This window comes from Pseudomonas abietaniphila (assembly GCF_039697315.1).
Classification (GTDB): domain Bacteria; phylum Pseudomonadota; class Gammaproteobacteria; order Pseudomonadales; family Pseudomonadaceae; genus Aquipseudomonas; species Aquipseudomonas abietaniphila_B.
In genome coordinates this window covers 16821-30195 of record NZ_CP155619.1, presented here as the reverse complement: position 1 = coordinate 30195, position 13375 = coordinate 16821, and the positions used below count along the sequence as shown (strand labels likewise).

At 59.9% G+C, this 13375-nt stretch carries 12 protein-coding genes; 7 read left to right on the top strand and 5 right to left on the bottom strand.

Annotation, left to right across the window (positions count from 1 at the left end):
• The first annotated feature begins 393 nt into the window (after positions 1 to 393).
• The 3 genes from ggt (at position 394) to ABDX87_RS00125 (ending at position 4439) form a co-directional block, all read left to right on the top strand.
• A complete protein-coding gene (gene ggt, locus ABDX87_RS00135) occupies positions 394 to 2121 on the top strand; it encodes a gamma-glutamyltransferase (RefSeq protein ID WP_346831003.1) in 1728 nt (575 codons plus the stop codon).
• 159 nt (positions 2122 to 2280) lie between these two features.
• The gene (gene folE2, locus ABDX87_RS00130; protein WP_346833655.1) at positions 2281 to 3219 is read left to right on the top strand and encodes a GTP cyclohydrolase FolE2; all 939 of its coding nucleotides are present in this window, start codon (positions 2281 to 2283) and stop codon (positions 3217 to 3219) included.
• Complete coding sequence (locus ABDX87_RS00125; RefSeq protein ID WP_346831002.1) at positions 3216 to 4439, top strand: DUF1624 domain-containing protein; 1224 nt, start codon at positions 3216 to 3218, stop codon at positions 4437 to 4439. Before folE2 ends, ABDX87_RS00125 begins: the two co-directional genes overlap by 4 nt.
• A gap of 30 nt (positions 4440 to 4469) precedes the next feature.
• Here the strand turns inward: ABDX87_RS00125 and ABDX87_RS00120 are convergent, their stop codons facing one another.
• Positions 4470 to 5618 (bottom strand): MalY/PatB family protein, encoded by a 1149-nt coding sequence (locus ABDX87_RS00120; protein ID WP_346831001.1) that lies wholly within the window; start codon positions 5616 to 5618, stop codon positions 4470 to 4472.
• A 224-nt stretch (positions 5619 to 5842) separates the two neighbouring features.
• On the opposite strand from ABDX87_RS00120, the gene ABDX87_RS00115 reads away from it, so the two are divergent.
• Both ABDX87_RS00115 and ABDX87_RS00110 read left to right on the top strand, forming a co-directional pair.
• Entirely contained in the window at positions 5843 to 6475 is a 633-nt protein-coding gene (locus ABDX87_RS00115; RefSeq protein WP_346831000.1) for a hypothetical protein, read from the top strand.
• Positions 6468 to 7187: a hypothetical protein gene (locus ABDX87_RS00110; protein WP_346830999.1), complete on the top strand. Its 720-nt coding sequence runs from the start codon at positions 6468 to 6470 to the stop codon at positions 7185 to 7187. Before ABDX87_RS00115 ends, ABDX87_RS00110 begins: the two co-directional genes overlap by 8 nt.
• A gap of 53 nt (positions 7188 to 7240) precedes the next feature.
• Here ABDX87_RS00110 and ABDX87_RS00105 read toward each other — a convergent pair whose 3' ends face one another.
• The gene (locus ABDX87_RS00105) at positions 7241 to 8398 is read right to left on the bottom strand and encodes a cysteine desulfurase family protein (RefSeq protein WP_346830998.1); all 1158 of its coding nucleotides are present in this window, start codon (positions 8396 to 8398) and stop codon (positions 7241 to 7243) included.
• Between the two features lie 211 nt (positions 8399 to 8609).
• Between ABDX87_RS00105 and ABDX87_RS00100 the strand changes: the two genes are divergently transcribed.
• On the top strand, positions 8610 to 9074 hold the full coding sequence (locus ABDX87_RS00100; RefSeq protein ID WP_346830997.1) for an Lrp/AsnC family transcriptional regulator: 465 nt from the start codon (positions 8610 to 8612) through the stop codon (positions 9072 to 9074).
• Between the two features lie 187 nt (positions 9075 to 9261).
• Here the strand turns inward: ABDX87_RS00100 and pcsA are convergent, their stop codons facing one another.
• A complete protein-coding gene (gene pcsA, locus ABDX87_RS00095) occupies positions 9262 to 9981 on the bottom strand; it encodes a phosphatidylcholine synthase (RefSeq protein WP_074751093.1) in 720 nt (239 codons plus the stop codon).
• A 297-nt stretch (positions 9982 to 10278) separates the two neighbouring features.
• Between pcsA and ABDX87_RS00090 the strand changes: the two genes are divergently transcribed.
• Positions 10279 to 10608 carry a hypothetical protein gene (locus ABDX87_RS00090; protein ID WP_346830996.1) on the top strand — a complete coding sequence of 110 codons (330 nt, stop codon included), beginning with the start codon at positions 10279 to 10281 and terminating at the stop codon, positions 10606 to 10608.
• A 29-nt stretch (positions 10609 to 10637) separates the two neighbouring features.
• Here the strand turns inward: ABDX87_RS00090 and ABDX87_RS00085 are convergent, their stop codons facing one another.
• A complete protein-coding gene (locus ABDX87_RS00085) occupies positions 10638 to 11207 on the bottom strand; it encodes a GNAT family N-acetyltransferase (RefSeq protein ID WP_346830995.1) in 570 nt (189 codons plus the stop codon).
• Between the two features lie 144 nt (positions 11208 to 11351).
• Entirely contained in the window at positions 11352 to 13346 is a 1995-nt protein-coding gene (locus ABDX87_RS00080; RefSeq protein WP_346830994.1) for a peptidase U32 family protein, read from the bottom strand.
• Positions 13347 to 13375: the final 29 nt, after the last annotated feature.

Sequence of the window (13375 nt, the reverse complement as noted above, 5' to 3'; positions counted from 1 at the left end):
TTATTCACCAGGGCAGGCCTTCTCAGCAAGTCGATGACGTCCTTTGTCGTGGCGTCCGGGGTGGTCGTGATGACTCTCATGCGACCGGACGCAGGCCCTAGGTTACGCGTATACGCGCTTGTCGTGCAGCACCTGACGCACATTTCATTGAACGAACGTGCCAGTAAAACCGCGACGGTTCCGTGAAATATCCTGTCATGAGTACTAGGTTAGTTGTGCGGTACGCGCTACTTTGGTGCGGCTTTACAGGTTGTAGTGGTCAACGAATAACGCTCAAAAAAATGTGCATCTGCAGTCGCAAGGATGCCGGGCGGATCGCGAGAGGTGCATACCCATCGCGACTCGACCCGTTCAATGCTGTTCCACATTCAAAAGAATAAAGAGAGTCGACACATGAAGTACGAACCCTTGGCCAAGTCGCTGCTTGCGACGGCATTCACCCTCGCGTTTTCCTCCACCTACGCGGCTTCCGTTGCCCCGGTCGCCGCCGAAAACGGCATGGTGGTCACCGCGCAACATCTCGCAACCCACGTCGGCGTTGACGTGCTCAAGTCCGGTGGCAACGCTGTCGATGCCGCCGTTGCCGTGGGCTATGCGCTGGCGGTGGTTTACCCGGCAGCGGGCAACTTGGGCGGTGGTGGTTTCATGACCATTCAGCTCGCCGATGGCCGTAAGACGTTTCTGGATTTCCGTGAAAAAGCACCGCAGGCCGCCACCGCCAACATGTACCTGGACAAGGACGGCAACGTCGTTCCCGACCTGAGCTCCAAAGGGCATCTGGCCGTGGGCGTGCCTGGAACCGTGTCCGGCATGGAGATGGCGTTGAGCAAATACGGCACGAAGAAGCGTGCCGAAGTCATGGCCCCCGCGATCAAGCTGGCCGAGAACGGCTTTGCGCTGGAGCAGGGTGACGTTGACCTCCTGCACACCGCGACCGACGAATTCAAGGCAGACGCCAAGGACCTGGGCACGATCTTCCTGAACAAGGGCCAGCCGATGCAGGTCGGCGATAAGCTGGTGCAAAAAGACCTGGCGAAAACCCTCAAGGAAATCTCGGCGAAGGGCACCGACGGTTTTTACAAGGGCTGGGTGGCCAAAGCCATCGTCGACTCGAGCCAGGCAGGCAAGGGCATCATCGTCCAGGCGGACCTGGATAAATACAAGACCCGCGAACTGGCGCCTGTCGAGTGCGACTACCGTGGCTACCACGTGGTCTCGGCACCGCCTCCAAGCTCCGGCGGCGTGGTGATCTGCGAGATCATGAACATCCTCGAAGGCTACCCGATGAAAGAGCTGGGTTATCACTCCGCTCAAGGGATGCATTACCAGATCGAGGCGATGCGCCACGCGTACGTTGACCGAAACAGCTACCTCGGCGATCCGGACTTCGTGAAGAACCCGATCAACCACCTGCTTGACCGTGACTATGCGGCGAAACTGCGTGCCGCCATCGAGCCACAGAAAGCCGGCGTATCTCAGGACATCAAACCGGGTGTCGCGCCCCATGAAGGCAATAACACCACTCACTACTCCATCGTCGACAAGTGGGGCAATGCGGTGTCTGTCACGTACACCCTCAACGACTGGTTCGGCGCGGGCGTGATGGCGAGCAAGACCGGCGTGATTCTCAACGATGAGATGGACGACTTTACCTCCAAGGTCGGCGTACCGAACATGTATGGCCTGGTCCAGGGTGAAGCCAACGCCATCGCCCCGGGCAAGACGCCACTGTCGTCCATGAGCCCGACCATCGTCACCAAGGACGGCAAGGCCGTCATGGTGGTCGGTACGCCGGGCGGCAGCCGGATCATCACCGCCACGCTGCTGACCATGCTCAATGTCATCGATTACGGCATGAACATTCAGGAAGCGGTTGATGCGCCGCGTTTCCACCAGCAATGGATGCCGGAAACCACCAACCTGGAGCGATTCGCCGTAAGTCCCGACACCCAGAAGATCCTCGAAAGCTGGGGACATAAGTTCGCCGAGCCTCAGGATGCGAACCATCTGGCGGCGATTCTGGTCGGCGCACCCTCGCTGGGTGGCAAACCTGTCGGCAACAACCGTTTCTACGGCGCCAATGACCCACGCCGCAACACCGGTCTGTCGCTGGGTTACTGAGGCGTGAAAACAGGGCGGGGCAGCGTTGACGGCCTCGCTCGATTGCTCCACTCACGGATTTTCGTTGCCAGATTATTCACATGAGATGTTATGTTATAACTCTCTGTGACGAGCGCCTGGCGCTCGAATGACTTCTGTGTTCCGAGAATCCGTCTTCGTATGAACAGTCCACTTCCCGACGTTGCTTGCTCTGAAGTATCCCAAGCGCTGCTGCCACTCGACTGGGTCGGCATGCAGGGCATCGACATTCCCCTGATTCTTGATGAACCCGGCATTGATGCCCCTGTTCATGCGCGAGCCGATCTGCAGGTGAACCTGCCGGCGCCGCAGATCAAGGGCATTCACATGTCCCGGCTGTACACCCTTCTGGACCGTTTCGCGGAGCATCACGCGGTCAGCCCTGCGAGCCTGTCTGCTCTGCTGGAGTTGATGGTCGCCAGCCATGCCGATTGTCACTCCACGCGCGCAAAGCTGCGCCTTTCATTTGACTTGCTGTGCAAGCGGCCGGCGCTGGTGACAGCAGGTCTCAGCGGCTGGAAGTCTTACCCTGTGATCATTGATGCGCACTGGCAGCAAGGCCATGTGGTGCTGGATGTCTGCGCCGAGGTCACGTATTCGTCAACCTGTCCTTGTTCTGCAGCCTTGTCCCGTCAATTGCTTGAGCAGGCGTTCAGTGCGCGCTTCGCGACCGGCGTCGTCGACAGTGCCGAGGTGGCGGCGTGGTTACGTCAACACGGCTCTCTTGCGACGCCTCACAGTCAGCGCAGCGTGGCCACGGTTCACGTGCGTGTCGATGAGGAGGCTGAAAGGATGGGACTGCTCGGTCTTATCGACGGGGTGGAGGCCGCCCTCGGCACCCCCGTGCAGACAGCCGTGAAGCGCGCGGACGAACAAGCCTTTGCTCGGTTGAACGGACAGCATCTCATGTATGTCGAGGACGCCGCGCGCACGATTCAGCAATCGCTGTTACTGCATTTTCCTGTGAGCAGCGTTTCGGTCAGGCACCTGGAAAGCCTGCACCCCCATGATGCGGTGGCGTCGGTCGTCAACGGCCCGGCGTTAAGGTTCCGGACGGCGGGCGAGGGACGATGGGCATGAGTGACGTTCTCCCCGGCGTGAGCCGAGATGTACCTTCCACAACGGCCGCCACGGGGCCCGTCTGTGCGCCTGTCGCGCTCGCCAAGACAGCCCGTTTGCAATCGATCGATGCAGTGCGTGGCCTGATCATGCTGTTCATGTTGCTCGACCACGTGCGCGAAACGTTCTTCCTGCATCGTCAGGTGTCGGACCCCATGGACGTCAGCACCACGGGACTGGATCTTTTCCTCAGTCGCACCCTGGCGCATTTCTGTGCGCCGTTGTTTGTGTTCCTTACCGGTCTCTCCGCGTACCTGTACGGTGAACGCCACGCGGGCAAAGGTGAGGTCGCCCGGTTTCTGTTCAAGCGCGGGTTGGTGCTGATTGCCCTGGAACTGACCTTGGTCAATTTTGCGTGGACCTTTCAGTTTCCGCCGACAGTGATCTATCTCCAGGTCATCTGGGCCATCGGCCTGAGCATGCTGGCGCTTGCAGCCTTGGTGGCCTTGCCCCGTGGATGGCTGGCGGCCGCAGGGCTCGTCATCATCGCGGGCCATAACCTGCTGGACGACGTGCATTTCGCAGCCGGCACCTTCATGCACATTCCATGGGCAATTCTGCATGACCGCGGCTGGTTGGAGCTCTTCGACGGTTTGCGTTTGCGCACGTCCTATCCGGTGCTGCCGTGGATCGGCGTGATCGCGGTGGGTTACGCGGCCGGCCCCTGGTTCGCCAGCGGCACTGACCGGGACAAGCGTGAGCTGAATCTGATGGCGTGGGGGTTCGGTGTTCTTGCGCTGTTTCTGCTGTTACGCAGCCTCAACGGCTACGGCGAACGCAACTGGGTGATGGGCGAAACCACGACGCTGACCGTGATGAGCATCTTCAACATCACCAAATACCCGCCGTCCCTGTTGTTCATCAGCCTGACGCTTGGCGTGGGGCTGCTGTTGATCGCCTGGATGGAGCGCAGCCACGGCCAGCGATGGTTGAAGCCGCTGGCGGTTTTAGGTGCGGCACCGATGTTCTTCTACCTGTTGCACTTGTATGTACTCAAGGGGCTGTACGTGCTCGCGATGGCCATCTGGGGCGCATCCCACGGCATTTACTATGGCTTCGATTCAATGGCTGCCGTCTGGGCCTGTGCCGCCGTGCTGAGCGTGGTGCTCTTCCCTGCGGTGCGCTGGTTCGCCGAACTCAAAGCCCGGCGGCGTGATATCCAGTGGCTGAAATACTTCTGACCGTGATGAGTGCAGCCTTGCAGCCTGCGCTCAGGATCGATGCAAGCTGCGCTCCATGCGGGCCAGCGCTTCTTCCAGCATCGAGCGCGGGCACCCGAAGTTCAGTCGCACGAACTGGCCGCAGTCATCACCAAACTCATGGCCTGCGCTCAGCGCCACCTTGGCTTCGTTGAGGAAGAATTGCTGAGGGTTTTCGATATCCAGTCCCGCGCAATCCAGCCAGGCGAGGTAGGTGCCTTGTGGCAGGTTCATCGAGATGCCGGGAAAACGGGTTTTGATCGCGTTCGCCAGATAGTCCCGGTTGTCTTGAAGATAGGCAGTGACCCGTGCCAGCCATGGCGCGCCTTTGCTGTAAGCCGCCTGCGTGGCGTCCAGGCCCAGCGCGTTGACGCTGTCGACCAGTCCCAGGCGTCCGGCGTTGAAGCGCAGGCGCAGGTCGGGGTTTTGTATCACGGCAAAGGCGGTTTTCATGCCGGCGATGTTCCAGGCCTTGCTGGCGGACATCAGCGTCACGGTGCGATCGGCGATGGCCGGGCTCAGGGACGCGATCGGCGTGTGGCGACGGCCATCGAAGAGGATGTCGGCGTGAATCTCATCGGAAACGATCAGTACGTCGTTCTGCACGCAGGCCTCGCCAATGGCACGCAACTCCTGCGCGTCGAAGACCTTGCCCAGTGGATTGTGAGGATTGCTCAGCAACAGTGCGCGAACCTGAGGCAGAACGCGCTGCAAGGCAGCGATGTCGGTGGGGTATTCGCCATTGGCATCGGCATGGAAAGGCAGGTCGATGCGCGGCAGGTCCCAATGCCCCGGCGCATCCAGCAGCGGCGCGTAGTTGGGTGTTTGTACCAGCACGCCGCTGCCCTTGGGCACCAGCGCGTTCAACGCCATGTTCACCCCCGGTTCTACACCGGGCAGGAACACCAGTTCCTCAGGCTTGATCTGCCAGTCGTAGTGGCGGGCCAGATGCGCCACCAACGTTTGACGTAATGTGTCCTGCGCCACGGAATAGCCCAACAGCGGGTGCTGCAGACGCGCGGTCAGCGCCTGAACGATCGGCTCGGCCACCGGAAAGTCCATGTCGGCCACCCACATCGGCAACACATCTTCCGGGTACTGGCTCCATTTCTTGCTGCCGGTGTGCAAGCGTTGGTGAACGCTGTTCAGGTCCATGGTCATGCTCGTCTCAAAAAGCGATGGGCGATTGTGCCAGAGACCGGGTGTGCCATGAACTGTCAGTGCGTGATGCTTTGCGCGTGAGGTGACAGATCGGTAGCAGCGAGCTTCGTCGCTAAAAAAGTAACCTTTAAAGGTTACATTCATCAAAGTAACCTTTTAAGGTTACACCTCGCGTATTTGCCCTATAGTGACTGTCACCTCTGTACTGGATTCAGGACCTACCCATGACCCTTAAGGCTGTCTTGACTGGCGACCTCATGCACTCACAAACCGTGTCCGATACCCAAGCGTATCTGGAGGGGTTGCAAAGCGTGCTAACGGCGCTCGGCACCCGTTACGGACTGAACACCGACACGTACCGGGGCGATGGTTTTCAGGTCGTGCCCGCGCAAGCCATCCACGGCTTCGAGTGCGCGTTGGCCATTCGCGCGGGATTGATCGCCGCAAGCCCGGAAGGGGAACGCTGGGACGCACGCATCGCCATTGGCATCGGCCCGTCGGCGTCGGGCAAGCACTACGGTGAGGCGTTCGTGCTGTCCGGGCAGGGGCTGGATGGGATGAAGAAGCTGACCTTGGCGGTCTTCAGCCACGACGCCTCATTGCTACGCGCGGCAGAACTGGTCACCGAATTCGTCGCCGCCACGGTCGACAAATGGACGGTGGTCGAAGCCCAGGCCTATTACGCGCATCTGCTGGGCACGGGCGATCAACAAGCCATCGCGGAGAATCTGGGCAAGTCACGGGTTGCGATCAACAAGGCGCTGCAGCGCGGTCAGGCCAGGTTGCTTGATCGCTATCTGGCGTGTACGCGCGACTGGATCAGTGAGTTACAAGCCAAGGAGTCGCCCGATGCGTGATACCTCATTGGTGTTGCTGGTGTTGATCCTGCTCAACATGCTCCTGGACTACGGCTATGCCCAATGGCAAGAGCGCAGGCCGGGCCCGGGGCGGGTGCGTGGCGTTCTGGTGGCTTTCGCCCAAGGGGTCACCGTGGGCGTCGTGCTGTACGCCTTTGACCGACATGCCCTGATTGCGGTGGCGGCGGGGGCAACCTTCGCGCTCTGCTGGGGATTGGTTCGCTGGCTGGTGGGCAAGTGGCGGTCGGGGTTCGCCTTCGTCCTGCGATTTGCCTTGCAGGTGATCGCCGTCACGGCGGTCTGGCTGAGTGCCGAAGGCTATTGGGGCTGGGCGGGGGAGTTGACTAAAGACGTGTTCAGCACGCACAACCTGCTGATCGTTCTCGCTTATGCGCTGGTCTTAAGGCCGGCGTCGGCGTTGATTGGCGCCGTGCTGACCCCGTGGCTCGCCAGCGTCAACAGCGAAGGGTCGCTGAAAAGAGCCGGTACGCTGATCGGCTATCTGGAGCGAGTGTTGATCCTGACCTTCGTCCTGCTGCAGCAATGGGAAGGCATTGGCTTCCTGCTCACGGCCAAAAGCATTCTGCGCTTCAACGACATCAAAAGTGCCGAGCAGCGCTCACTCAGCGAATACGTGTTGCTCGGGACGCTGGTGAGCTTCACCGTCAGCATCGCCATTGGCCTGGCCGTGCTGAAGTTGTCAGGAAAGTAACCTCTGAAGGTTACTTTCCTCGATGTAACCTTCAGAGGTTACTGACGGAAGGATTACCAGAACGTCGCCGACGGAGCGCTCAACCGACCGGCAATGACCGCGATGGCTTTTTCCACATCCGCCGCCTGCGTGTAGCGTCCCAGGCTCAAGCGCAGGCTGCTGCCTGCCTGAGCCTGGCTCAGACCCATGGCGAGCAACACGTGGGAGGCGCCGCTGCTGGCCGAATTGCACGCCGATGTCGATGACACCGCTAACTCGCTGGACAGGTTCATGGCCGTGAAGCCCGGTCTGTCGACACAGATATTCAGGGTGTGCGGGACGCGCTGGTGCGGATCGCCATTGAGGCTGACGCCGGGCAGGGCCAGCAACCCGTCACGCAATTGAGCCGACAGTGTGCTGATCCGTTGCAGTTCTTCCGCCATCTCGGCGCTGGCGAGCGCAAAAGCGGCGCCCATGCCAACGATCTGGTGCGTCGCCAAGGTGCCGGAGCGGAAGCCTTGCTCATGGCCACCGCCGTGCATTTGCGCTTCAAGCAGCGGACGTGCGCGCTCCCCAACATACAGCGCACCGATGCCTTTGGGGCCGTATGTCTTGTGCGCCGAAAATGACATCAGGTCGACAGGCAGCGTATTGAGATCAATCGCGAGCTTGCCGGCGCCCTGAGCAGCATCGACATGGAAAAGGGCGCCTCGATCGCGGACAAGCTGGCCGATGGTCGCAATGTCCGTGACTGTGCCCAACTCGTTGTTGACCAGCATCAAGGAGACCAGCAGCGTGTCCTCGCGCAGCGCCTGGCGCACAGCCTCCGGCTGGATCAAGCCTTGACTGTCGGGTTCTAGCCAGGTCACGGGGAAGCCGGCTTGTTCGAGTTGGCGCACGGTATCGACCACGGCCTTGTGTTCGATGCGGCTGGTGATCAGATGACGGCGCGAGCCTTTGGCGCCGAAGGCGATGCCTTTGATGGCCAGGTTGTTGGACTCGGTCGCACCTGAGGTCCAGATCACTGACTCGGCAGGGGTGCCGACCAGTTCGCCGACCTGACGGCGCGCAAGCTCTACGGCCTGGCGGGCCTGAGTGCCGTAGGCATGGGAGCTGGAGGCCGGGTTGCCGAAGGTGCCTTCACGGCCCAGGCACGCCACCATCGCCTGGATGACGCGGTCATCGACGGGTGTGGTGGCTGCGTAATCGAAGTAACAAGGAAGTGTGCTCATGGGGGAGAAATCCGCGCTGTCCGTAATGATGAAAATACTACTAGCGCCGAACTGAAAAAAAATTGATTACTGAACGCTGTTTCAGGAATGGATTAGATTATTTTTCTCCGCATCACGTCATGCAGAGAATATGATTCCACCTGACAGAAGCTTCAGGTCTATCCTTATCGCCTGAGCCATAAAACCCCTCTTGAAACGGCAAGCGCACTCCATGGACAAATTTGACCAGGCGATTTTGAGCATCCTGCAAAGCGACTGCACCCGACCCATTGCCGAAATAGCCGAGAGCATCGGGCTGGGCAGCACGGCCTGCTGGCGGCGCGTCCAGAAACTTGAAGAGCAGGGCATGATTCGCGGTCGGGTGGCGCTGCTCGATCCGGCACAACTCAATGTCGCGGTCACCGTGTTCGCAGCCATGCGCACCAACCAACACAACGCCGAGTGGCTGGGCGGTTTTCACGACCTGATCGCAACCCTTCCCGAAGTCGTCGAATGCTACCGAATGGCAGGCGACACGGATTACATGCTGCGCATCGTCGTGCCGGACATCGCCGGCTACGATGCCGTTTACAAGAAGCTGATTCGGCTGTCGGGCATCACCGACATCAGTTCCAGCTTTGCCATGGAACAGATCAAGTCGACGACACAGTTGCCGCTGAATTACACGCGGCCCTGAACCCCCGCGGGAACACCGCAATACCTGTAGGAGACGTCCGAGGTTACGAGGGCAGCGAAAGCGGAGGGTCAGGCGCCGGTGATGCCGAATGACCCACTCAATGCCGATACATAACGTAGTGGATCGCCCATAAAACGAAAAAGCAGCCACTGAGGGCTGCTTTTTGTTGTCGGTCGTTCGGACGGCGTCAGACGCGCGCCTTGTCGATCCACTCGAGCGACGTACGCCAGATGCAGATGCCGAGGAAATAGGCCGACATCGCGAGCCAGACGCTCAGCACGACGGTACCGTTGTACGGGTGGTTGATCACCAGCAGAAAGCTGCACAGAAACCAAACGCTGGTCACGGCAATGTTGATCGGCATGAAGCGACGTACGCGGAACGGGTGCAGGAATTTCATCCGGGTCACTGTCAGCAGCGCCAGGCAGATCACGGTAATGAACGTAAGCCACGGTGCAGGCGAAAGGATGTAGACGCACAGCGCTACCACGTTCCAGGCCGCAGGGAAGCCCTGAAAGTAATTGTCCTTGCTTTTCATCTCGGTGTTGCAGAAGCAGAACAGTGACGACACCAGAATGATCGAAGTGGTCAGCAGCAGCGTGTAATCCGGCAGCGGGATATAGCGGTAAATGAACAAGGCCGGAATGAACACATAGGTCAGGTAGTCAATCACCAGGTCCAGCACCGATCCGTCGAAATGCGGCAATACCGACTGCACGTTAACCTTGCGCGCGAGCGAGCCGTCCACCCCGTCGACGATCAGGGCAATGCCCAGCCACAGCAGACAGGCTTTGGGCTGGTTGTCGAACAGCGCGATGGTCGCGAGGAAGGCGAGGACGACGCCTGTGGCGGTAAAACCATGGGCGCCCCATGCTTTGAGCCAGGCGATGCGTTGGATAGGAATCATGGACGGTCCTTCTGGAAAAAAAGCCAGCCAGATCAACGTACCGGTGCTGCTACCGATCAACCTGGCCAGAGGTGCAACTATCGACCGGTCATCGGTCGATAAGGTTCACCCTCAACTCCTACACGGTAGCAGGCGGCGCTGGCTTTCGTTACTGAATTGTCAAAATGCCAGCAACGATTTGGCGCCTCCTGCGTGTCATTGGTCGCCTGACTGCCAAAGGAGGCAAACTGCTGGCCCACGTTTTTTGTAAACCTCTGCAAAATTTGCCGTCTGTCAGTCAGTTAGGCAAGAATCTGCATGCAAATTCTCAGGGTTGCTTTAGCGTTTTGTGTCGCGGCGGGTTCATCATCTGCCCTGTTTGCGCGGGATCTAAGCAAGAACGAGCGGGATTTATGCACGTGGGGCGCAGGGGTTGCCGCCACTGCGCAGCAATACAAACTGGCCGGGCTGACGTTATACGGGGCCCGAAACAAGATGCAGGCCCGGCACTTTCCCCAGCAGTGGATGCGCATGAGCGCATTGGGCATCACCGAACAAACCTACGACAGCGCCTCACGGATGCGACCTGAGAGCGTGAAGCAGGTTTACTACGAAGGCTGCACGCGGCACGAACTGGCGCGCCGCTGATGCCTGGCGGCACTGTCGCAATCCTTTCCTCAGGCAATCCGCTGCAGCAGGTACGCCTCGCCGGTCACGCGAATCATTGGGTGCGGTGTGATCTGGCAGGTCTTGATAACCGAGAACCCATGGCGTTCGTAAAAGCGTCGGGCACCCGTATTCTCGGCGTAATCGATCAGGCTCAGCCCTTTGAGTCCCAGGTCCTCGGCTCTTGACTGAGCGCGATGCAGGAACTGAAGCCCCAGCCCCTTATTGCGCCAACCTTCATGCAGCGCCAGGCTGGAGATGTACAGCGTGTCAGGCACCTCCATGTCCGCGTATGGCGCGAGCACAGGGTCGGTCGGCGGCTTGGCATCGGGATCTTCACGCATGACGTAGCTGTGCATCATGCCAACCACTTCACCATGCGCCTCGGCGATCAGGCAGTTTTCGTAGGAAAAATCCACGCCCTCTCGGGCATAGCGCGTCTCGCCGACGTCGAGCAGGTCTTGCCCCGGCTCAGCCAGCTGACTCCAGATGTAATCCGACGCGCCTTCCGAGGTGATTTGAAACAGGCGGGCGATTTCACGCGCATCCGAACGTCGCGCCGGACGAAATTCGACAGTCATTCACTAGGCTCCACAAGGCATTGGGCGCCTTTTATAACGTGGAATATAAGGTGGGGGCAGGGCACTGGACGGCGACGTCGCGATCACGCCGATGACCGTCGTTTTCGCAGCAAGGCGCGCCATTGCGGCGCGCCCGGCCATTACTCAATGTGGCGCGCGGGGAATGGTTTTGAGCAGGTCGGCAGGACTGATGTGTCCCACGACGGGCACGCTGCCAGGTTGCGGCAGGCCGAGGATATTGCCCTTGATCTTGCCGATCACGTGCATTTCGCAGGGCTTGCAGTCGAACTTCAAGGTCAGCACTTCGTCACCGTGTACCAGTTGCATCGGCGCGACCTTGGTGCGCACGCCGGTCACGCCCTTGGCCTGTTTCGGACACAGGTTGAAGGAGAAGCGCAGGCAGTGCTTGGTGATCATCACCGGGACTTCGCCGGTTTCTTCGTGCGCCTCGAACGCTGCGTCAATCAGCTGAACACCATGACGGTGGTAGAAATCGCGGGCTTTCTGGTTGTAGACGTTGGCCAGGAACGACAGGTGCGATTCCGGGTACACCGGCGGCGGGCTGGTTTCGGCTTTACGACCACCCCGAGGATGGGCTGCAACACGGGCGGCGGTCAGCGCTTCGATGACCTCACGGCGCAAGGCTTTGAGCTGGGAGTTCGGGACGAAGTAGGCCTGCGGCGCATCGAGTTTGACGTCGGTGGCGTGGTATTGGGTGGTGCCCAACTGGCCCAGCAAGTCCCGCAACTGATCCAGTGCCTGTTCGGGCTTGTTCGCGGCGCCAAACGGTCCGTCCAACACGACGCTGGCGCTGATGCCTTCTTCACTGGTGGCCGTCACTTCCAGACGTTCTTCACGCAGACGCGCCAGCCATGAAAGGCCAATGCGACGCTCTGCGGAAGTTTTCTGCAAGGCCTGTTGCCAGTTGTGGTCCAGGTTGCGGTTGAGCGGGTGATTAGGGCGAACCTTGTACAGGTCGGCCGGCATTTCGTTGGGTTCGACGCGATAGCGATAGCGCTTTTCGCCGTCTTCTTCGAACTCACCTTTAGGCTCGGCGATGTTGGCACGGAAACCCACCACTTCGCGCTTGATCAGCACGTTCAGGCCGTCGCCATTGGTCAAGGGATCATGCGTCACGACCTGCAGGTCACGCTTGCCGACTTTTTCCACGATACCCACCGGCAAACCGGTGAACGTCGGGGTGTCGAACGCGCCAATGTCGATCTTGCGGTCGGTGACGAAGTAGTCAGTGCTGCCCCGGTGGAAGGTTTTTTCCGGGTCGGGCAGGAAGAAGTGCGCGGTACGGCCGCTGGAGGCGCGGGCCAGGTCCCGCCGATCTTCAAGCACATCGTCCAGACGCTGACGGTAATAGGCGGTGATGTTTTTCACGTAGCCCATGTCCTTGTAGCGACCCTCGATCTTGAAGGAGCGCACGCCTGCTTCGACCAGTGCGCGGATGTTGGCGCTCTGGTTGTTGTCCTTCATCGACAACAAATGCTTTTCGAAGGCCACGACGCGGCCCTCATCGTCTTTCAACGTATACGGCAAGCGGCACGCCTGAGAACAGTCGCCACGGTTGGCGCTGCGGCCATTCTGGGCGTGAGAGATGTTGCACTGCCCGGAAAAGGCGACGCACAGCGCGCCATGGATGAAGAACTCGATGGCGGCATCGGTCTGGTCTGCGATCTCGCGGATTTCCTGAAGGTTCAGCTCACGGGCCAGTACCAGTTGGGAAAAGCCGGCCTGATCGAGGAATTTCGCTCGCGCCAGGGTGCGGATGTCGGTCTGGGTGCTCGCGTGCAGTTCGATGGGCGGAATGTCCAGCTCCATCACACCCAGATCTTGAACGATCAGGGCGTCGACGCCGGCGTCATACAGTTCATGGATCAGCTTGCGCGCCGGTTCCAGTTCGTTGTCGTGCAGGATGGTGTTGATCGTGGTGAACACCCGCGCGTGGTAACGATGGGCGAATTCAACCAGTTCGGCGATATCGCTCACTTCGTTGCAGGCGTTGTGACGGGCGCCGAAGCTGGGGCCGCCGATATAAATGGCGTCAGCGCCGTGCAGGATGGCTTCGCGCGCGATGGCAGTGTCGCGGGCAGGGCTGAGCAATTCGAGATGGTGCTTAGGTAAGGACATGTTTTTTTAGTCGGATCGTCACGGTCAAG